Annotated in this window: 10 protein-coding genes; 8 read left to right on the top strand and 2 right to left on the bottom strand. The window is 36.8% G+C overall.

Annotation, left to right across the window (positions count from 1 at the left end):
• Positions 1–10: 10 nt before the first annotated feature.
• On the bottom strand, positions 11–1,396 hold the full coding sequence (locus HHU12_RS24870) for a sulfatase (protein ID WP_169659443.1): 1,386 nt from the start codon (positions 1,394–1,396) through the stop codon (positions 11–13).
• A gap of 95 nt (positions 1,397–1,491) precedes the next feature.
• Positions 1,492–3,465 carry a sulfatase family protein gene (locus tag HHU12_RS24865; RefSeq protein WP_169659442.1) on the bottom strand — a complete coding sequence of 658 codons (1,974 nt, stop codon included), beginning with the start codon at positions 3,463–3,465 and terminating at the stop codon, positions 1,492–1,494.
• A gap of 190 nt (positions 3,466–3,655) precedes the next feature.
• On the opposite strand from HHU12_RS24865, the gene HHU12_RS24860 reads away from it, so the two are divergent.
• The 8 genes from HHU12_RS24860 (at position 3,656) to HHU12_RS24825 (ending at position 21,754) form a co-directional block, all read left to right on the top strand.
• A complete protein-coding gene (locus HHU12_RS24860) occupies positions 3,656–7,723 on the top strand; it encodes a hybrid sensor histidine kinase/response regulator transcription factor (protein WP_169659441.1) in 4,068 nt (1,355 codons plus the stop codon).
• Between the two features lie 293 nt (positions 7,724–8,016).
• Positions 8,017–9,504, top strand: a complete 1,488-nt coding sequence (locus tag HHU12_RS24855) for an arylsulfatase (RefSeq protein WP_169659440.1) — start codon at positions 8,017–8,019, stop codon at positions 9,502–9,504.
• 3 nt (positions 9,505–9,507) lie between these two features.
• On the top strand, positions 9,508–10,938 hold the full coding sequence (locus HHU12_RS24850; RefSeq protein WP_169659439.1) for a sulfatase: 1,431 nt from the start codon (positions 9,508–9,510) through the stop codon (positions 10,936–10,938).
• A 504-nt stretch (positions 10,939–11,442) separates the two neighbouring features.
• The gene (locus HHU12_RS24845) at positions 11,443–14,547 is read left to right on the top strand and encodes a SusC/RagA family TonB-linked outer membrane protein (protein WP_169659438.1); all 3,105 of its coding nucleotides are present in this window, start codon (positions 11,443–11,445) and stop codon (positions 14,545–14,547) included.
• Positions 14,548–14,556: 9 nt separating this feature from the next.
• Positions 14,557–16,287, top strand: coding sequence for a RagB/SusD family nutrient uptake outer membrane protein (locus HHU12_RS24840; protein WP_169659437.1), 1,731 nt, complete (start codon positions 14,557–14,559; stop codon positions 16,285–16,287).
• A 7-nt stretch (positions 16,288–16,294) separates the two neighbouring features.
• Positions 16,295–19,129 (top strand): SusC/RagA family TonB-linked outer membrane protein, encoded by a 2,835-nt coding sequence (locus tag HHU12_RS24835; RefSeq protein WP_169659436.1) that lies wholly within the window; start codon positions 16,295–16,297, stop codon positions 19,127–19,129.
• 13 nt (positions 19,130–19,142) lie between these two features.
• Positions 19,143–20,840: a RagB/SusD family nutrient uptake outer membrane protein gene (locus tag HHU12_RS24830; protein WP_169659435.1), complete on the top strand. Its 1,698-nt coding sequence runs from the start codon at positions 19,143–19,145 to the stop codon at positions 20,838–20,840.
• Between the two features lie 11 nt (positions 20,841–20,851).
• A complete protein-coding gene (locus tag HHU12_RS24825; RefSeq protein WP_169659434.1) occupies positions 20,852–21,754 on the top strand; it encodes a DUF1735 domain-containing protein in 903 nt (300 codons plus the stop codon).
• Positions 21,755–22,082 lie beyond the last annotated feature (328 nt).

Below are 22,082 nucleotides of genomic sequence, written 5' to 3'. Positions count from 1 at the left end.
CAAAAGCTAATTACTTTAGATCAGGGTTGTAATTTGGATTTTTGGTCGGCATTTGAGCATTTACCTCTTTTTTCCAATCCTCCATTTTTTTCTTCAGTTTCGAAAACTTCTTCTTTTCAAGATCAACAAGGTTCTGCTTTTCACTGATATCATTTTTTAAATTATAAAGCTCATAATTCTCATTTTCAATATTATGAATCAGTTTCCAATCTCCTTCCATCACAATGGTATGAGGAACTGCTCCTTGCTTATGATAATGAGGATAATGCCAGAACAAAGGGCGAGAGGTGTATTTTCCTTTTTTCTCAACTATTGAAACCCCATCCCAATTTGCTTTTATCTTTTTATCCACTTTTAGATTCGCCAGTTTTGCTAGAGTAGGGAGGTAATCAATCGATGAAATCTGATGGTCGACTGTTTGTGGTTTTAAATGTGGAGCATAAAGCATTGTTGGAATTCGGATACCGCCTTCGTAGATAGTTCCTTTACCTGCTCTGAGTGGAGAATTATTCGTTACCTTATTATTGGGTTTGCCAATTAATCCGCCATTATCAGAACTAAAGAGAATGATGGTTTTGTCCATTAAACCTAATGCCTCCACCTTATTTAAAACCTCGCCAACAGCATCATCCATATGTTCTACCATAGCAGCATAGACAGGGTTTTGATGTAAAATTCCTTTTTCTTTCTTCTTATATTTTTCGACTTTCTCTTTTCTGGCTTGCAATGGGGTGTGTACGTTGTAAAACCATAAATTGACAAAAAATGTAGTGTCTTGATTTTCCTCTAAAAAGTGACAAACCTCTTTTGCTAACCTTTCGGTGAGGTGTTCACCTTCCGGTCCATCTTCCAATCGAGGGTTCCCATAAGGAGAGAAATAACCCTTATAACCTTTCTTTTTATTCTTATGGGGAGCACCTTTACTCCATCCGCCATGATTTTCATCAAAGCCATGATTTTCTGGCCAATATCCCTCTTTTTCTCCTAAGTGCCACTTTCCAAAGTGAGCTGTTTTATAACCATTCTCTTTAAAAAGTTGGCCAATAGTAGGCTGACTTGGGTCTAAATACATGGTCCATTCGGGTACTAAATATTTCGCATAAGGCATTTTCCAACCTTCAATCCAATCGGTCAGGTTGAGCTTTGCAGGGTATTTTCCAGAGACAATACTTGCTCTACTTGGGGAACAAACATTGCAAGAGGCGTAAGACTGTGTGTAAACAACAGCTTTTTCAGAAAACTTATCCAAAGCAGGTGTTTCATGAAAATCACTTCCATACACTCCTAAATCTTTCCACCCTAAATCATCTACAATAATTTGTATAACGTTGTAATTGGATTGACAGAAAGCATGATTACTAAGTCCAATTAGTAGAATAAATAATAACTTTTTCATTTCTTTTTTGATTAAATAAACAGACTGTAAACTTAATTTTTGTCCAGTTTTATTGTAGCCACGTAACCTGCTACGCTTCTACAGCGGATATTGCATTACTGTTCCCTCCATCGATTCATATACAGACCACTCTTCGCGGTTTCCAAGACATCGAAATGAATGTTCTTATGTATTTTTGAAACTTCTTTCTTAGGTGGAAGCTTACCTAATACTTCCGCATAAATAGCATTATACTTAGGTTGATTCGGGAGGTAATCAAAGATGTTTCTTAGTGCGTGCCATTGGTCAAAATAATCACTTCCTAAAGCATACTTCTTTAATGTTTTAAAAGCATAATGTTTGGGTAGATGCATACATAAAATAGTGGCTAATTCGATCTGTACATAACTTTCTTGCTCATTTTTTAAGACCTCATTGATCAAATCATAATGACTTTGCTGAAGCTTAGTTTGACTTTTTAATCCATAAGCCGACCAATATCTGACCAATCCATGTTTTGATTTTAACCCTTTTAATTGTTTTTCAATCGCTTTTGCTCCTTCACCGGCAAGGTTAATCTGTACCATCATTTCTTTTAAGGGGTAAATAGTTTCATCAGACTTAAATTCATAAGGTGTCAATTGATGTTTTTTATGCATTGCCATCATTTCACCATAAGGAATAAACTGAAGGTCTCTCGTTTTTAAAATCTCATTTTGACAAATCTTTCTAAACTTCTTCAGTTCTTTTGCATAGGTAGGATCGTTGGCTAGGTTTCTTAATTCCCATGGATCATTTTTCAGATCAAAAAGCATTTCCTTGTCTCTTTTTTGAGTGAAAATCTTTTTCTGATCATCATTCAAACGGTCATTTTTTAAGTCATCACGCATCGTTTCATAAATCTTTGCAACACCTGTATAGTGTTTGAATTGCATTTCGGGTAAAGCCGTATTATAGACTCTTGAATACATAAATCTTCCATCAGAAACTTCCCTTGTAATATCCCTCGCATCATCAGCACCGTCTTTATGACCGTAGAAATAGGTTTTCTTATATTCCTTAGAAAGGAGATTTGTACCTTCTAAATAATCTGGGAGGCCAGTATTTGTCAAGGATAAAATCGTGGTTGCAAGATCTTCAAAACTACCTACACGTTCTGTTTTTTCTCCCATTTTCAATCCACTTAAATGCTGGTATTTTTCAGGTACATAGACGTACATTGGGACTCTATGCCCAAGGTTGATACCATTTCCCTTTCCTCTAGGCATCGCCTCACCATGATCTGCAAAAATGAAAATAATGGTTTCTTCTTCCAGCTGATCTTCTTTTAGTTGCTTTAAGATTTTCCCAATACGGTAATCGGTGTAGTTAATGCAGTTGTAGATACGTGCCATATGATGTCTCATCTCAGGACTGTCTCTGTAAAAAGGAGGGAGGAGTAAGGTTTTCTCGTCCGTTCTTAAATGCTTTGGAAGCTTTTTAAAAATCTCTTTTTTATATTTTTCTTCTTTCCATACAAAAGTTCTTGAAGCATGCGATTCGTTCAAATTGAATACAGAGAAGAAGGGCTGATTTTCTTTTCGGTTTCTCCAATGGGCTTTGTTGCTAGATTCTGTCCAGCACTCTTTGATAAAAGATTTTTGATCTCGGATATTATAATCCGTTTTTACATTATTAGAAGTATGATAACCCTTTTCTTTTAGGTAATAAGGAAAGCCTTTTATGGTAGAAGGAACGGGAATATTACTTCGATGATTTCCGGTGCCAATAGAAGAGGCGTGAAGTCCTGTAATGATGGCTGATCTTGATGGAGAACAAATGGTAGCCGTCGAAAACATGGCATTAAAACGTACTCCTTCTTTCTCCAGTCGGTCCATATTTGGCGTGTTAGAAGAAGGGTTGTCATAGATCAAATGCGGTGAAGTGTCTTCAAAAGTGATCCATAAAATATTAGGCTGATCTTTGGTTTGGGCGATCGTTTCCCAACTGATCATCAAGACAAGTAATGTAAAAATAGATTTCATTTCAAGAATATTTGTTTCAGACCCAATTTGCTCTTTTTCTTGCTTTTTAGTGGTGTAGTAACTCATTTGAATAGATAAAGGATTAATATTTCACCCATTGAAAATGAATAATTCCCCTATTATTGGTGGTGGAATACGTTAAATTTGTTGGTATGAGAAGGGTTTAATCGTAATTTTACGAAAACCTTATTTGCCCTATGACTTCAAGTGAAGAAGTATTTTTTAAATAAATAGGATTGATACTAACGGAAATGAAATGAATAAAATTTTACTTACACTATTAGTTTTTCTTTCAGCATTCAATGCTTTTGCGTCTACTCCTTTTGACCTTAAAAAAATTACAGTTGAAAATGGATTATCTCATTCTGATGTCCGTGCCATCTGCCAGGATGATCACGGTTATATTTGGCTCGCTACTTTAAAAGGACTTAACTTTTTTGATGGAAGAGAAATCAAAGTTTTTGATAAATCGAAAGGGCTTAAATCCAACCGTTTAGTGGAGATGAAAAAAGATCAGTCAGGACTTTTATGGTTGCTGACAGAAGAATCAGGTATCAGCACTTTCAATCCTATGACTTATAACATCACTCATCATCAACTGTTGAAGGATCAAAAGGGAAAGCAATTGTATGATATTCAAAATCTCTCGATCAAGTTTATGACAATGTCTCATAAAGGTGATTGTCTTTATCTGCTTTCAACAAATAGTAAAGTTTATAAAATGCCATTAACAAAAGATGGTCAACCTAAATATCTTGAAGAAATTCCTTTTAATATTAAAGTACAGCCGGATAATTTTGTGAGATCTATCTATTGTGATGATCAAGAGAACCTGTGGGTAGGAAAAAGAAGCGGTTTGTTTTTTAAGAAGAATGGAAAAGAAGGCTTTAAGATGATAAAAAACTCCAATAATATTTTGAAAGGAGTGAGGTCTATTATAAAACTAAAAGATGATAAGTATCTAGTTGGGACTTTTAATGGATTATTCAAGGTGGCTTTGTATAATAAAAGCATCAAGAAGATTCAAAGAGCAAAGGGAATCAATAAAATCAATGTCTTATTAAAAACAGCCGAAAATGATATCCTGGTGGGTAATAACGATGGGCTTTGGTATTTAAAGGGGTATCAACCTCCTCAGTTTATAGAAATGGATGAGAGCAAGAAGAAGGTGAACGTTTTTGCCTTATTCGAAGATCAGTTTAATTCTATTTGGGTAGGTTGTAATTCAGTGGGACTTCGATATACTGATTTAAAGGAATCGAACTTTAAGCATGTTGATTTTGTAAAGAATGATACTTTTGATTTTAGGTATTCAAGATGTATGAATGAGGTGGACAACTATTACATTATTGGTACTCAAAATGGTATTCATTTCGTAGGCAAAGACTTCAGTAATGAATTACACTCGGACCCTTTGCATCACAATAATGCATTTTGTGCCGTTTCAACCATAGCCGTTTCAAATTCTAACTATATCCTAGCAGGATCTTCAGGTTATGGACTTTATATTTCAAAACAACCTTTTTCAGGATTTGATAATTTAAAGTTTGAGCAGTTGAAGATCCCGAAAACAATCGAAAAACCTAAGCGTTTTCATATCCGAAAAGTGATTACAGATAAGTCAGATAATGCTTGGATAGCGACGAATGATGGGGGTTTATATTGTTATAATTTAATCACAAAGAAGATTCAATTTATCGAACAAGCAAAGAGTATCAGTTTGTCGATGGTCAACTCTATGCTCTATGAAGAGAGTGAGGATTTACTTTGGTTGGGGACAAGAAATAAGGGATTGATCAAACTGACTTTGGAAGGGGATAGCATTGTTAGTGCAAGACAGTTTATGCATTCTATTGGCAATGAGAAATCTTTGAGTAGCAATTTTGTTTTTTCTATAGTTAGAGATAAAAAAGGACAAATTTGGGCAGGGACAATTGGAGGAGCATTGAATTGTTTGGTGAATGAGAAAGAAGGAATTTTTAAGCGTTATAATCATTCCAACGGATTATTTGAAGATGATATAGAGGGGCTTTTAGTCGATAATCAGAACGGTGATTTATGGATAGCGGGCTCTTCCATTACCCGTTTTGACAGTAAGAAAAAAACATTTACAAGGTATAGTAAATCGGATGGTGTTCATGCAGAAAATGGCTTTAAAGTAAATACGGATTTTAAAGATGTAAACGGCAGAATGTTCTTCGGTGGGATTGATGGTCTGACTTATATTGATATTGGACGATGGAGAGAAATTGATCAAAAAATTAATGTGAATATTAAGGAAATTCAAATCAATCATCAAGAATTGGTCAATCAGAATGAGTTGAATGGAAGGGTATTGTTGGATAGTCAAGTTCAAGTAAAGAAATCTTACTTACTTCATCCTGATGAGAAAGATATTTCTATTGAATTTATAGGTGTCAGTCCAAGTGAAGTTCCGAAAATGGAATACGTTTATAAAATGGAAGGTTATGATACAAAGTGGTTGAAAGCTTCTGAAGGAAACAGTTTTGCTTATTATTCTAACCTTTCAAGTGGGAATTATACTTTCAAAGTAAAAGGAAGATTGCATAATGGTCCATGGTCTGATGTACAGGAAACACATTTCAGTATTGAAAAACCTTGGTGGCAGAGATGGTATTCTATCGTGATGTTTATTTGTATTTTTATAATCGTTATTACTCTAATAAACATTTCCTACATTCATCAGCATAAATTAAAAACACAATTGGTCTTTGCTCAAAATCAAAGAGAAAAAGACGAGGAATTGATAGAACAAAAATTGGAATTTTTCACGAATGTTGGGCATGATTTAAGAACACCTTTAACACTGATGCAAGGACCTTTGGACGAAGTAGTTCAGAACAAATCCATTGCACCTGAAATCAGAGAGAAAATCTCATTGAGTTACAATCAAACCAACAAACTTTTACGATTGGTGAATGAGTTGATGGACTTCAGAAAGTTTGATAAAACATTGGAATTGAATTGTACAAAATTTGAGTTGGCACCTTTTGTAGAAAACATTTATAATTCTTTCCGTCTGAAAGCAATGGATAAGAAAATTTCTTTCCAATTAGAACAGTCAAAGGAGCCGTTGAATGTTTATTTTGATGCTGAAAAAATTGAATCAGTGATCTATAATTTACTTTCCAATGCCTTTAAGTTTACGGAGGAAAATGGAAATATTACCATTAAGGTAGACGCAGATACTACTCAAAAAAGAGTGCATTTGAAAGTAATTGATGATGGTTTGGGGATTGATGAAAATGCTTTAGACAAGATTTTTGACCGTTTTTATCAAACCAAAAATGCCAATTCCATTAATATCAAAGGGACAGGTCTAGGATTGTCTATTGCCAAGAGTGTGATTGAAGCACATGAAGGGAAAATTGAGGTGGAAAGTAAGAAAGGAGAAGGAACAACATTTATCATTGAATTGCCTTTGAAAGAGATGCCAAATGAAAAGGTGATTCCTCAGAATTACTTTGTACAGCAGGAAACGACCCTTAAGGTGAGTGGGGCAACATTTGAGAAGCAAACGGTATTGCTAGTAGAAGATAACCAAGATATTCTGCTTTATTTATCTGATTTACTAAAGGATACTTGTAATGTGAAAACGGCTACTAATGGTCAGGAAGCGTTGAGTATTTTGAAAGAAGACAGAGCAATATCTTTAGTGGTCAGTGATGTGATGATGCCGGAAATGAATGGAACAGAACTTTGTCATGAGATTAAAACGAATGAACACTTATGGCATATTCCAGTGTTCTTATTGACTGCTAAAACATCATTAGTGCATCAATTAGAAGGATTGGAAACGGGAGCGGATGATTATATTACGAAGCCTTTCAAACCAAGTATTTTAAAGCAAAAAGTCATCAATGTTTTAAAGAATAAAGAGCACGTGATGGAGATGTATCAAGGAGTGATGCAGTTGCAGAAACCTTTGAGCAAATACTCTAAAGAAATGGATGATAATTTCTTGGAGGAAACCATTGCAATTGTAGAAAAACACCTTCCTGATGCCAACTTAAACGTACAGCTTTTAGTGGATGAAATGGGAATGTCGCAGTCGGCATTGTACAAGAAAATGAAAGATGTGACGGGCAAATCTCTCGTAGAGTTTATCAAGGATGTAAGGATGAGAAAAGCAGGTGAATTATTACTTTCTTCCAATCTGAAGATCTTTGAAATTGCTTATGAAATTGGCTTCAATGATGTGAAATACTTTAGAAAGTGCTTTAAAGAGCATTATGGTATGTCGGCTTCTGAGTATATTAAAAAAATGTCTCAATTATCTGAGAAACAAGATATGGCAAGTTGACGGAGTTGTATTCTAAGATAATGATGTATTTACAAGATTTCGAGGAACTACTTTCAATATTTCTTCTTCTTCATTTTTTCCATTGATGAAAAAACGAAGAAAAAAATCTAGGCTTAGAAGTCCTACACGATGAATACAATAAATAAGCTTTCAAAATGTAAGCGATTGGGGAATAATTCATTCAACTATTTTTTGACTAATATATAGGTCTATTTGTATGAATTTGAACCCTTACTAAACCTACTTTTTAACCTACATTTGATTAAGTTTTTATCAATTAAGAAAAGATACAAATGAATCTATTACGAAATAATTTCTTGAAGGTAACTGCTGTACTAGCGGTTGTTTTCGGGATGAGTTCTTGTGCGACACAACACAAACAAACGGTCAGTAAAGAAGTCAAACAACCTAATATTATTTATATCCTTGCTGATGATGCAGGTTGGGGAGATTTTAGCTGTTATGGTCAAGAAAAATTTTCTACACCTAACATTGATGCGTTGGCAGAAAGTGGTATTCGATTTACGGATCACTATGCAGGAAGTAGTGTATGTGCTCCGTCACGATCTACATTATTAACGGGACAGCATACAGGTCATACACCTATTCGAGGAAATAAAGAAGTGATGCCGGAAGGACAAGTACCGATTCCAGGTGCAACTTTCAGTTTACCAAAAATGCTGAAAAGTGAAGGTTATGCAACAGGTATGTTTGGTAAGTGGGGCTTAGGTTATCCGCAGTCGGAAGGAGCACCAAATGCACAAGGTTTTGATGAGTTTTATGGTTACAACTGCCAGCGTTTAGCACATACTTATTATCCATTATACTTAAGACACAACGGAACAAAGGTGCCATTGCCAGCTAATTCAGAAGGTCATGCCACTTACACACATGACATGATTCATGAGCAGGCATTATCTTTTATTGATCAAAATAAAGAAAAGCCGTTCTTCTTGTACTTGCCTTATACAATTCCTCATGCAGAGATGGTTGTTCCTCAAGATTCTATTTTCCAGGTGTTTAAAGAAAAATATCCACAAGGAAAACCTTTCGTAAATAAAGCGAATCATGACCCTAATTTATCTCATGAAGATCGTTTTTATAAAGGAGCTTATGGTGATCAGGAATACCCAAGAGCGGCATTCGCTACGATGATGTATTATTTGGATAATGCAGTGGGTGATGTGATGAAAAAGGTGAAAGAGCATGGTTTAGAAGAAAATACAATCATCATTTTCAGTTCGGATAATGGACCTCACAAAGAAGGTGGTGCAGATCCTTATTATTTCCAGTCTTTTGGACCTTTCAAAGGTGTGAAAAGAGATTTATATGAAGGGGGTATCCGTGTGCCAATGATCGTTTCATGGCCGAAGACAATTGCAGGAAAAACAGTTTCTGATCATCCATCTGCATTCTGGGATGTATTGCCAACAGTGGCTGATATTGTAGGTGTTGATCTTTCAGAAGATAAAAATATTGATGGTATTTCATTCTTGCCTACTTTATTAGGAAAGGCTGAGAGCCAAGAGAAACATGATTATTTATATTGGGAATTCCATGAAAAAGGAGGACGTAGAGCGGTAAGAATGGGCAATTGGAAGGCTGTTCAATACAATCTTAAAAAGAAAAAGAAAATTGAGATTTATGACCTTTCAAAAGACCCTTCAGAAAGTAATAACCTTGCCAAGCAACATCCAGAATTAGTGAAGAAAGCACAGAAGATTTTTGATGAGGCTAGAACAAGTTCAAAAGAATTTCCTTTCCAAGCTGAAAATATTTAGGTCATGAAAAAAAGCATTTTATTATTAACGCTTAGTTTTCTTTCCATTTCAATTCAAGGTTATAGTCAAATGAATAAAAAGCCCAATATCGTTCTATTTTTTGTAGACGATATGGGCTGGAAAGACCCCGCTTTTATGGGATCTGATTACCATGAAACGCCCAATTTGGATCAGTTTGCTTCTGAAGGTGTCGTTTTTCATAATGCCTATTCAGCTGGACCTAACTGTGCTCCTTCAAGAGCCTGTATGATTTCTGGACAGTACACACCTCGACATGGTAAAATGGCCGTTTGGGATTCCAAAAGAGGAATTGAAGAGCAAATGAGATTGGAGCCAGTACCGGATCAAGGTTTGCCTTTAGAAAATTATACATTAGCTGAAGCCTTAAAAGACGGTGGTTATAAAACGGGTATTTTTGGAAAGTGGCATATTGCTGGAACTCCTTCTGATCAAGGTTTTGATGTGAACGGAGAAACGGATGCAAGCGAAATTAATTTCAAGGAAACCAATGATCCGAAAGACATTTTCAGCCTGACAGAAAAAGCGTGTGATTTTATGGAATCCAATCAGGACAAACCATTTTTCTTATTCCTGTCACATCACACTGTGCACACAAAATGGGAAGCTAGACAACCCATGATTGATTACTTTGAAAAAAAGGAAAAAGGCAAAATCCATAAGAATGCCAAGTACGCTGCCATGGTTAAACACACTGATGACAGTATGGGAATGATCATGGAGAAGTTGAAAGCATTAGGGTTAGATGAAAACACCATCGTATTCTTTACATCAGATAACGGTGCGATTGGTAAGGTGAAGCAAACACCATTAAGAGGAGCGAAAGGAATGCTTTATGAAGGGGGAATCCGTGTGCCATTGGTAGTGAGATACCCTTCTAAAATTCAACCTTCAAACTCAACTGAACCGATCATTAATATTGATTTTTATCCGACAATGTTAGAAATGGCAGGGTTGGAGAAGGCAAAAGATAAAGTTTTGGATGGTGAAAGTTTTGCTCCAATTCTTCAAGGTGAAAAGGAAACACTTTCAAGGTCTACGATTTATTATCACTATCCGATCTATTTGGATGGTAAAAATGCCAGAGGAGCAAGGGATGAATATTTCAGAAATAGACCTGTAACGGTTGCAATACAAGGAGATTGGAAACTTTTATTCTTCCATGAAGAATATGTTTTAGATGGGGGCGAAAAGCAAATTGCTTCTAATCATATGGTGGAGTTATACAATTTAAGAGAAGATCCGTCAGAAAAGAAAGATCTATCTAGTATTGAAACCAAGAAAAGAGATCAATTACTGAAGGATGTAAAACGATGGATGAAAAAGACCAACGCACCTTTGGCAATGAAGAAAACACCGGAAAATTACCGCCCGGTTTATAAAAGAGGTAATCATAAAAGGAAAATGACGCATTAGAACGTGTTTTTTTAATGAAGAATTAAGAATGATGAATGAAGAAAAAAATGATTATTCAGTTATTATTCTGATAACAATATCAACGATTAAAAAATTAATGTTCTGATGTACTTTTTTAGAGATAATTGACAATAGGAAAGACCGAAAAACAAGGATATTTTTGTAGATTTACAATCGCAAAAATATCCTTTTTTTGATTTTTTAAACTGATTAAGCTGTTAGCAAGAAAACACCTGATCTTAGTCTCATCATTAGCCCACGACTTAAGTCGTGGGCTAATGATGAGAGGGCATTTTCTTCTAGCCAACTTTTTAATTTACAGGGAACCTCATAAAATGGTAAAAACCGCCATAAAGCACATAAAAACGCACATTTTATCAGTTTTTCCCCCTTTTTTAATGAATTATTAGGGGCTTGTACTCCCTTGAAAGCTGTTGTTTTGTAGAGAAATGAAATAGAATTGGTTCTATTCTCAATAAGAACACTTTAATATTTTTTAAAATTATGCACAAGAAGTTTACTCATTTTAGAGTGGCTCACAGCATTACTAGAATAAGCATACTGTATCTGACATTTACGCTGCTATTTAATATCGATACTCTTGCCAATTCAGAGGCTGATGAAAAAACTCTTCAAGCACTTCAAGAAAACATAATCGTTTCTGGAGTAGTAACAGATGAAATGGGAGAATCATTACCAGGTGTGTCTATCCTTATTAAAGGAACTACGAAAGGAACAATTTCTCACTTTGATGGTTCTTACAAACTATCAGTAAAAACCAATGACGTTTTAGTTTATTCTTTCATTGGCTATCAGAGTCAGGAAATTGTAGTGGGAACACAATCGGTTATTGATGTAAAACTATCGCTCGATGAAGAACTGCTTGAAGAAGTGGTGGTAGTCGGTTATGGTGTACAAAAAAAGCAAAGTATTGTTGGTGCGATTGAAACGACGCCAACTGAAGAACTATTAGAATCTGGCGGTGCAACCAATATGACTAGTGCACTGACGGGTAGAGTGGCAGGTATGACAGTAATGGAATCTACTGCAGAACCTGGACAAAATGAAGCACAAATCTTGATCCGTGGTCGTTCATCATGGAATGACAACTCTCCGCTGATCTTAGTAGATGGTGTGGAAAGAAGTTTTAATGATATTGATCCTAATGAAGTGGAATCAATTTCAGTTTTGAAAGATGCTTCGGCAACAGCCGTATTTGGTGTGAAAGGTGCCAACGGTGTGATTTTGGTCACATCAAAACAAGGAAAGGAAGAGAAAACAAGAATCAATATCTCTCAGGAAGTGGGAATGAAAACACCAATGAATACTTCCTCAAGATTGGATTTGCCTAGCACATTTAGATTATCAAATCAAGCTTTAGCCAATGACGGTCTTTGGGATCAAATGATTCCTGAAAGCTACATTCGTAACTGGGAAAATCCTAATAGAGATTTAGAGCGTTATCCTGATGTGAATTGGTGGGATGAAGTAGTAGGGACAGGTTATCAATCAAAAACTAACTTCAACATTTCGGGTGGTACAAAGAAAATCAAATATTTTACTTCTGTAGGTTATTTGAAAGAAACGGATATTCTTAATTCACAAGCACATCAAGACTATGATCCAAGTTTTACGAACGACAGATTAAACTTTAGATCGAATCTGAAATTTAAAGTAACGAATACAACAAGCATTGATTTTGGTATCTCGGGTAATCAAAAAAGATATTCAAGCCCTCAAGAAGTAAAATCAAGCACATATCAAAAAGGAGAGTTCTTCAAGAAAATTTATAGAACACCTTCTTATCTTTATCCATCACAATTTGCAGATGGTACCTACGGAGGTATCGATCCTAACGGTGCAGACAACCCATTATCCATTTTAAATGAGTCGGGTAGTGGACAAACGAGACGTTCGGAGCTGTTTACAAACTTACAGCTGGATCAGAAATTAGACTTTATCACTAAAGGTTTAACGTTCAGAGCGAAGATTGCTTTTGATACTTACACTGAATTTAATAAATCGGTTGTCAAAGACAGAACACTATTCCATTATCCAACTCCTGATGCCGAAACAAGAGTTCGTTACCCTGACGCCAACTTTATCGAGCAACCTGTAACGATTGAGAATTGGGATTACGGTTGGTTTAGAAAAACGATGCTTTATGAATTCTCTTCACGTTACAACAGAACTTTTGGAGATCACTCCGTAACAGGTTTATTACTTTTCTCGAGAAGAATTAATTCACCAGATGTTTCCTTCCCATTTTATGAAGAAAACTGGGCTGGTAGAATCACTTATGACTACCGCATGAAATATATGGCTGAAGTCAATGTAGGTGTCAATGGTTCAGATAACTTCGCACCATTAAAACGATTTGGTGTTTTCCCATCATTTGCATTAGGATGGGTGATTTCAGAAGAGAATCTATTTAAGAAAATGGATTGGTTGAACAGTGCCAAAATTCGTTACTCTTACGGTACAGTGGGCCGTTCGCATATCAATAACAATACAAGACATCTTTACTTTGGGGAGTATTACCAAGACGGTAATATTAACTGGAGATTAGGTCAAGATCCTAAAAACTGGGCGCCTCACTATTACGAAGGAAGGATTCCAAACGAAAATGCAACATGGGAAAAGGCAGTGAAACAGAACTTAGGTTTTGAAGCCACTGTAATGAAAAACTGGAAACTGACAGTAGACCTTTTTGATGAATACCGCTATGATATTTTAATGGAAAGAAGAAACATTCCAGCTTGGTCAGGTTTCCCTGAAAACCCTTACGCCAATATTGGTGAAGTGAAATCAAGAGGTTTTGAAGTGGCATTAAGTTATGATTTTACAATTGGAGATCACTGGAATATTGGAATTGCTCCTAACTATTCGATGAACCAAAGTAAAATCATCAACAGAGATGATCCTGCTTTATTACCAGACTCTCAGAAAGATGCTGGAAAGCCAATCGGATGGAAAAAAGGTTATGTGACTGACGGTTTATATCAAGATTGGGATGACATCTACAACTCACCAAATACCAACCTTGGAGGATCGCCAATTCCGGGTGATATCAAGTACATTGACTTCAATGGTGACGGTAGTGTAGATATCAATGATCAGACAATTTTGGAAGGGTTGGACGTACCTACACAAACGTATGGAGTGAATCTTTCAGTGAGTTATAAAGGGTTCTCTATCTCGGCATTATTCTACGGAGTAAACGGCAATTACGCCAACATCTCGGATGATATGATGTGGGGCTTCTCGAAAGGTTTTTATGTACTGGATCAGTTCCATGCCAACACTTGGAGTGCTGAAAACCCAGACCCGAATGCTAATCCAACACTGCATTTCCAAAACAAACAGCATAACAACAACTCTACAGAGTACATGTGGCAAGATGCTTCATATTGGCGTTTGAAAAACTTGGAAATTGGATACAATGTAAGAGGAAAATCATCAGACTTCTATAGAAATATCTACATCTACGCTTCAGGCAACAACTTGTTTACGGTGACGAATTTTGATGAACGACTAGATCCTGCCAATTCTAATGCGGCATATCCTCTTGTGAGAAGATTTAATCTTGGTTTAAGACTTGGTTTATAAGAAATGAAAATGAAAAGATTTATCATATTACTATTGGCACTTGGTTTTCTTTCTTGCGAAAGATTCTTAGATCGCTCACCAGATCAAGGTGTGACAGAGACAGAAGTGTTTACCAATTATGAGTCCTACAGAGCATTCAACGACAAACTGTATGCTTACTTAGATGATTATTTTGATTGGCGTCGCCGTTTTGATTCAGGAAGTTTCAGTGATGAAACCGAAAACAATTCCAATTGGACGGTACAAAACGATATGAATGCCGGAGGTTTTTATTCAAGCGCAGGCAATTCAACACAGACAGAAATAGGCTGGGAAATCAGTAATCATGGTATCGGTTCACGTTCCCCAGTAATTGCAAATAGTTTTCAGGCTATTCGTACAGCAAATACAACAATAGAAAGAATTGAAATGTTGCAAGATGCGACTCCTGGACAGATTGATGAACTGATGGGACAAGCTTATTTTATGAGAGCATGGCACTATTTTCAGGTCCTCATCCGTTGGGGTGGAATGCCGGAAATGAAAGTCTCTTTTACTCCTGATACAGATTTCAATCTTCCAAGAAGAAGTTTTGTGGAAAGTGCTCAGGATTGTCTAGAAGATTTAGATATGGCATTTGAATTATTGCCTACAAAATGGGAATCCAATCAGTTGGGCCGTGTGACAAAAGGTGCTGCTTTAGGTTTAAAAGGAATGATTCAACTGTATATGGCATCACCATTAATGCAGCAAGATGCAGGAAATGGAGCAGTTTACAATCAGGATTTATTGAAACAGGCTATGGTGACTCAAGGGGAGTTGTTTAAGACTGCAGGTGAATATGGAATTCAATTGATGAGCGGTGATAACTATAAAGATATTTTTTATAGTGAGTTTGAGCCAGCCAATTCAGAGTATATTTTCTGGAGACATACGGGCATTAGATCTTCACAAGATGTAAGAAATCATTTTATCCCTCAATCCTATGGAGGAGCCAACGCTACAACAGGTCCTACACAAAACACAGTAGATCGATATGAGATGAGCAATGGGCTTCCAATAACAGATCCAGATTCAGGTTTTGATAGTAGTAATCCTTATGAAAACCGTGATCCAAGATTTTACAACAATGTGCTGTATGATGGTGCTCCTTGGGGTAAAAATGGTGATACGCAATTGTATATCGAGACTTACACAGGTGGAAGAGAAGACAAGTTGCCGATTAACCAGAGATCTTTGACGGGTTATTTTATTAAGAAATACTGGCCCGAAGGAAATAATAGATGGGAAAATAGATACGATATGCATTATATGCCTTGGGTATTTATCCGTTATGCTCAAATCTATTTAGACTTTGCAGAAGCGGCAAATGAAGTATACGGCCCAACGGCTGTTGCTCCAGAAACAGGAATGTCTGCTGTTCAAGCCATCAATATTATCAGAAATAGAGTAGGTATGCCGGATGTTAATAGCAAGTTTACAGCCAGCAAAGATCTTTTTAGAGAAAGAATCCGCAATGAAAGAGCTGTTGAATTGTGTTTTGAAGGACACCGTTGGTTTGATTCCCGCAGATGGAAAACAGCCCAAGTCGATTACCGCTCTATCCGAAAAGTAATCATTACCAAAGACGGGGATAATTATTCTTATGAATACCCAGAAATTCCAAATGCGAGAAACTTCTCGGAAAGAAATTACTGGTACCCGATTCCATTGGAGGAAGTAAGTAAAAATGAAAATTTCACTCAAAATCCAGGATGGTAATTAAATTATGAAGTATACAAATAAAATATATAAATGGACTTTTGTATCCCTTTTCTTCTTGATGGGAGCCAATGTTCATGCACAAGAGGAGGCACCTGCAAGAGTGACTTCCGAAGGGACAGAAAGGTTTAAGAAAACCTTGAAAGCCAACAGTGATGATGAGGTGAAAACGACCTACAGAACACTTTCTAAAGAACAGTTTATTGGGGTGGCCAATGGTGTTCACGGAGATGATTTATCCACTGCCAATGAATTGAATCTATCCAATGCATTGCAAGGTAGAATCTTAGGTTTACAAGTGACAACCAACGCCAACGTACCAGGCGGAGGTGGTGCTTCTATCACGGTGAGAGGAAAAGATAGAAACAATAATAATTCTCCATTGGTATTGGTTGACGGGATTGACAGACCTTGGCAGGATTTGAACCCAGAAGAAATTGATCAGATTGTAGTCTTAAGAGATGCAACATCAAAAATTCTTTACGGTTCAAGAGCGGCGAATGGTGTAATTCTTATCACTACAAAAAGAGGTGAATCAAGCGGATTGAAAATTAGTGGTGGATTTGAATTTGGTACTAAAACACCTACAAGCAATCCAGAATTTTTAGGGGCAGATGAATACGCTCAATTCTACAATCAAGCACGTTTGAATGATGGACTTCCAGCGTTCTACAGTGAAGAACAGATTGCGGCGTATAGAAATGGTTCAGATCCGCTTTTATACCCTAATGTAGATTATAGAGGTTTTGCATTAAAAGAATCAGCACAATACCAAAAAGGTTACCTTAATTTCCAAGGAGGAACAAAGAAAGCGAAGTTTTTTGCTCACTTAGGCTACACAGGCGACGGAGGTTTAGAGGCGACAGGTTACCAAACTACTTATGAACGTTTCAATATTAGAGCCAATGTAGATATTGCTTTATCGGAATGGGCAACCTTAAAAACAGACGTAGCCGGAAGAGCAGAATTCAGAAACAAGCCTACCATGTCAACGGCTGATTTCTATACTGATTTGGCTTCTACAAGAGCATTAGAATACCCTATTTTTATTCAAGAAGGAGATTCAAGAGAAAATACAGTATTAGGTGCTAGCCTTAATCACCCGAAGAACATTTACGGTCAAATGCACTACGGGGGGTATGATATTCAGAATGACAAAAACATTCAAACCCGATTGGGTGTTGATTTTGATTTCGATAATTACATCAAAGGTTTATCAGCAGATATTTATGCTTCCATCGATTATAACTCTATGTTCAAATATGGTAAAAATGAAGGCTATAACAGTTATGCCGTTGTGATGCCAAATGAAGAGGGTTATCAACTACAATTAGTCAATTCAGGTTTAAAAGCGGATGACCAAGTAAGAAAGGCATCCAGTGACTACTACAGCAATGCTTTCTACGGTTCTATTAATTATGATAGAAACTTCAATGAAAAGCATCAGATTCTAGTAACAGGAATGGGGTACCTTCAGGCCACTTCAAACAGCAGCAGTTTCCAAGTGCACAAACACTTGCATTCTGGTTTGACAGCCAATTACATGTTCAATAAAAAATATGTAGTAGAAGGTTCTTCTGTGATTGTTGCTTCTAATACACTGCAGAACCAAAACCAACAGATGTGGACTTACGCAGGCGGTTTAGGATGGATAGTTTCCAATGAGAATTTCCTAAAGAACAATGGTGTGTTGACTTACTTAAAACTAAAAGGTTCTGCAGGTGTATTAGCTCATAATAATTCTTTGAATTATTACAGTGAAGTAACTCGTTATGGTGACGATGGAGATGCTCGTTTTGGTCCTTCCAACAACAACAAATATCCGGTTTGGAAACCAACCGCTTACGGTAATGAGGACTTAAAATATGAAAAAGCAATTGAACTCAATGCGGGTACGGAACTGACATTATTCAACAAAATCTATGTGGAGGCGAATGTATTCAGAAATGCCCGCAAAGATATGCCGGTAGCCATGGATGATTTCTACCCTGACTATTTGGGAGGTAATCAAATGATGATGAATTATAATTCTACGTTGAGCAATGGTTTTGAATTAATGGTTTCTTATATGAAACAATTAGGTGCATGGCATATCGGTTTCTCTTCTAATTTTATGTATCAGCAAGCCAAATGGGATCAGGTATTAGAATATAATTTTGATGAGAATTACTTAAGCCAGAAAGGAATGCCAATCGGTAATGTATACGGTTACAGAAACTTAGGTTTCTTCCAAAATGCCAATGCAATTGATGGTGCCACAAGACAAACTTTTGGTGTAGTAAGACCAGGTGATTTGCAATATGCTGACTTAAACAATGACGGAGTGGTAGATGAAGATGACAGAACGTATTTAGGTACTGTTGACCCAACAATGACTTTCGGTCTTCAGCTGAATGTAGGTTATAAAAACTTCAATCTCTTTGTACATGGATCTGGTTTGGCAGGGCATTATATCAACAACAACAATCAGTACTATCAGTTTGATGGTTTGATGAATTACACAGAAATAGCAAGAGGCGCATGGACTGAAGCAACAGCAGGTGAGGCTACTTACCCGGCTTTGACGACAGGACAGTCGACCAACAACTTCCAAAACTCTGATTTCTGGTTAGAGAAGGGTAATTTCTTCAGAATTAAAAGTGTGGAATTGAGCTATACAATGCCAGAGAAAATTGTAAATAAAATGGCTGGAATAGAATCAACTTTCACCCTGAGAGGAAATAACTTGTTTGAATTCACAACCATCAAAAACAAAAATCTGGACCCAGAAAGACCCAATACAGGCATCACAAACTTCCCGATTATGAGAAGCGTGACACTGGGAGCTCATTTCAAATTTTAAATGATGTAATGATATGAAAAAAATAAAGAATATAGTATTCAGCTTGATTATTGGACTATCAGCATCAGCATGTTCCAACTATCTTGAACTGGAGAGAGATAATAATCGATTTGAGGACGAAATTTGGTCGCACCCAAGTTCAGCAGAAGGCGTTTTACTTTCCGCTTACCAAGGATTACCCTCAGTGTACACCACTTACGGGAATGATATTTTGGATTGTGCAACTGATAATGCAGTGACAAGACAGATCAATGCCAATACAAGAAGAATGGCGGCAGGAGGATGGAACCCTTCAAGCAATCCTATTGGAGATTGGTCTGGATCTTATGAGGTAATCAGAAATATCAATGATTTTTTGGAGAAAGGTTTTGAGGTGGATTACTTTATTTCTGATTCACTTCGTAATGCCAATTACAAAAAACGTTTGTATGGTGAAGCCCACTTTTTAAGAGCTTACTACCACTTCAATCTTCTAAAAAGACATGGTGGAAAAGCCACAAACGGAAATGTATTAGGCGTGCCAGTGATCACAGAAAACATTTCACAATCGACGGTACTACCTCGCAATACTTATGAAGAAGTGGTAGCTCAAATCTTGAAGGATACCGAAGTAGCTATGGAGTATCTGCCATTAGAATACACGGGTTCTGATGTAGATTTTGGAGAGTCCAATCAAGGTAGAGCATCAAAAATGGCTGCACAAGCCCTTCGTTCTGTTGTAGCACTTTACGCAGCAAGTCCTGCTTTTAATGACCAAAACAGCGGTATCACTACAGAAGGAGGATGGAACAGAGCCGTGTACGAAAGTCAAAAATTGATTGATGTAATGGGTGGACTTCCTGCTTGGAACGATGACATTTATTTTGACGACAGAGTAGGAGAACCCATCATGCGTAGATACGCCAACAACAATGATATCGAGAAGAAAAACTTTCCACCTTCATTCAACGGTCAAGGTTTTACAAACCCTTCTCAAGAATTGGTAGACGCATTCCCAATGGCCAACGGCTTCCCGATTGATCACCCCGATTCTGGTTATGATCCATCAAAACCTTATGAAGGAAGAGACACACGTTTTTATGCCACTATTATCCATGACGGTTCTTCGTTTAAAGGCTCAACAATTGCAACATACGTAGGAGGAGAAGATCATGTGCAAGTGAATGAATATGCCACAAGAACGGGTTATTATTTGAAGAAATTCGTCAATCCGAATGTGAGTATTACACCAGGTACAACTACAAATGGCCGTCACTATGTGGCACTTTTCAGAAAAGTGGAAGCTTACTTGAACTACGCCGAAGCTGCAAACGAATTAGTGGGTCCTAACACAGTGCCATCATTTGGGAGGATGACCGCCAAAGAAGCAATTCAGGCCGTACGCCAAAGAGCACAAATCACATCAGATGCTTACCTGAATACTATTGCAGGAAGAGAAGCTTTCAGAACATTTATTCATAATGAAAGACGTATTGAATTAGCGTTCGAAAATCACCGTTTTTATGATATCCGTCGCTGGAATTATGATGTAGATGCTCTAAATTTACCTGTAAATGGAATAGAAATAAATATAGATCAAAACACACAGACAACTTCCTATCAAAAAGTTCATGTTGAAGATAGAAACTACCAAAGCCACATGATTTACGGTCCAATCCCTTATCGTGAAGTGCTGAAAGGTGAGGCTATTATTCAAAACATAGGATGGTAAATGAATGAATTATGAAAAGATTACTTTATACTTTTATCGCAGCATTTTTTTTATTGACCAGCTGTGAAAGCTACAATAATTACCTAACAGATTATGACTATTCATCGGTCTATTTCCCGTATCAAAAACCAGTAAGAACTGTCATAGCAGGAGAGGGCTTGCAGTTTAAAATGGGAGTTGTATTAGGTGGAAAGAGAGAAAACAATAAAACTGAGGTAGTGAAATATGCAATCGACAGCACACTTCTAGAAGGCACAGCTTTTGAAATGCTTCCTTCAGAATACTACACCTTGAGTAACGAAAACGAAATGTGGATTCAAGAAGGAGAATTCAACGGACTGATTGATGTAGTATTGGACTCTTCAAAGTTCCTGCAAGATCCTAACAGCTTGATCAGAAACTACGCATTGCCGATCAGAATCCTTTCATCTACCACTGATTCAGTATTGACAGGTGATGAACTGAAAGGAGTAGCACCAATGGATTATATGATTCCAGTGATCAAATACATCCACACCTTAGATGCAGTATGGTATCACCACGGTGTAGATTCAGCATTCAATGCCAGCGGTGATTTACAAGACGTAACAGTAAACAGTGATAAAGATATGGTCAACAATGTAGTGTGGAACTTATCGACCGTAGGTGCTACAGAAGTCATTACAAATGGCCTTTCAGGCATCCGTTTCACTTCTCGCTTGCACCTGAATATGAATTTTGATGATGGTATTATCGATCTAAAAAGTGCATCAGATTCAGAAATTCAAGACGTAGAAAACATTGCCTCACGCTATGTAAAACAAGATCAAAAAGTGTATTTGAAATATAAATATTCATTGAATGATCAAACGCATATCGTAACTGATACCTTAACGTTTAGAAACAAAGAGCTTTCTTTGGAGCTTTGGGACTAAATGTGAGGGAAGAGGTGAGATTTAAGAGGGAAGAATTGTGGTCGTAAAGTAGTTTTTTTTATTCAAAAGAAATGGAACAATAATTACGTGCACCACGACTGAAGTCATGGGCTAGTGATACTGACTCCAACAACACTAAAGTGTTGTCTCCGTTGCTAACCTTCAAGACTTTAGTCTTGATTAGGTTGCCCTATCACCTGCCCATAGTTTTAACTATGGTGCAAGAAACACTCGTTTTCATTTGCCCTACTACTTAATACATTGTAAACTAAATTATCGTAAATTATAGGTCTAAATTTTATAGAGATGAAAAAAGACCATATTCAAC

It is taken from the genome of Flammeovirga aprica JL-4 (assembly GCF_012844305.1).
GTDB lineage: Bacteria > Bacteroidota > Bacteroidia > Cytophagales > Flammeovirgaceae > Flammeovirga > Flammeovirga aprica.
The sequence above is the reverse complement of the archived record's forward strand: the minus strand, read 5'-3'. Positions and strand labels throughout refer to the sequence as shown.

Bases quoted from the DNA above. Each gene is read 5' to 3' on its own strand.
- HHU12_RS24860 (WP_169659441.1), top strand. From the start codon at position 3,656: ATGAATAAAATTTTACTTACACTATTAGTTTTTCTTTCAGCATTCAAT.
- HHU12_RS24840 (WP_169659437.1), top strand. From the start codon at position 14,557: ATGAAAAGATTTATCATATTACTATTGGCACTTGGTTTTCTTTCTTGC.
- HHU12_RS24830 (WP_169659435.1), top strand. From the start codon at position 19,143: ATGAAAAAAATAAAGAATATAGTATTCAGCTTGATTATTGGACTATCA.
- HHU12_RS24870 (WP_169659443.1), bottom strand. From the start codon at position 1,396: ATGAAAAAGTTATTATTTATTCTACTAATTGGACTTAGTAATCATGCT.
- HHU12_RS24835 (WP_169659436.1), top strand. From the start codon at position 16,295: ATGAAGTATACAAATAAAATATATAAATGGACTTTTGTATCCCTTTTC.
- HHU12_RS24855 (WP_169659440.1), top strand. From the start codon at position 8,017: ATGAATCTATTACGAAATAATTTCTTGAAGGTAACTGCTGTACTAGCG.
- HHU12_RS24825 (WP_169659434.1), top strand. From the start codon at position 20,852: ATGAAAAGATTACTTTATACTTTTATCGCAGCATTTTTTTTATTGACC.
- HHU12_RS24850 (WP_169659439.1), top strand. From the start codon at position 9,508: ATGAAAAAAAGCATTTTATTATTAACGCTTAGTTTTCTTTCCATTTCA.
- HHU12_RS24865 (WP_169659442.1), bottom strand. From the start codon at position 3,465: ATGAGTTACTACACCACTAAAAAGCAAGAAAAAGAGCAAATTGGGTCT.
- HHU12_RS24845 (WP_169659438.1), top strand. From the start codon at position 11,443: ATGCACAAGAAGTTTACTCATTTTAGAGTGGCTCACAGCATTACTAGA.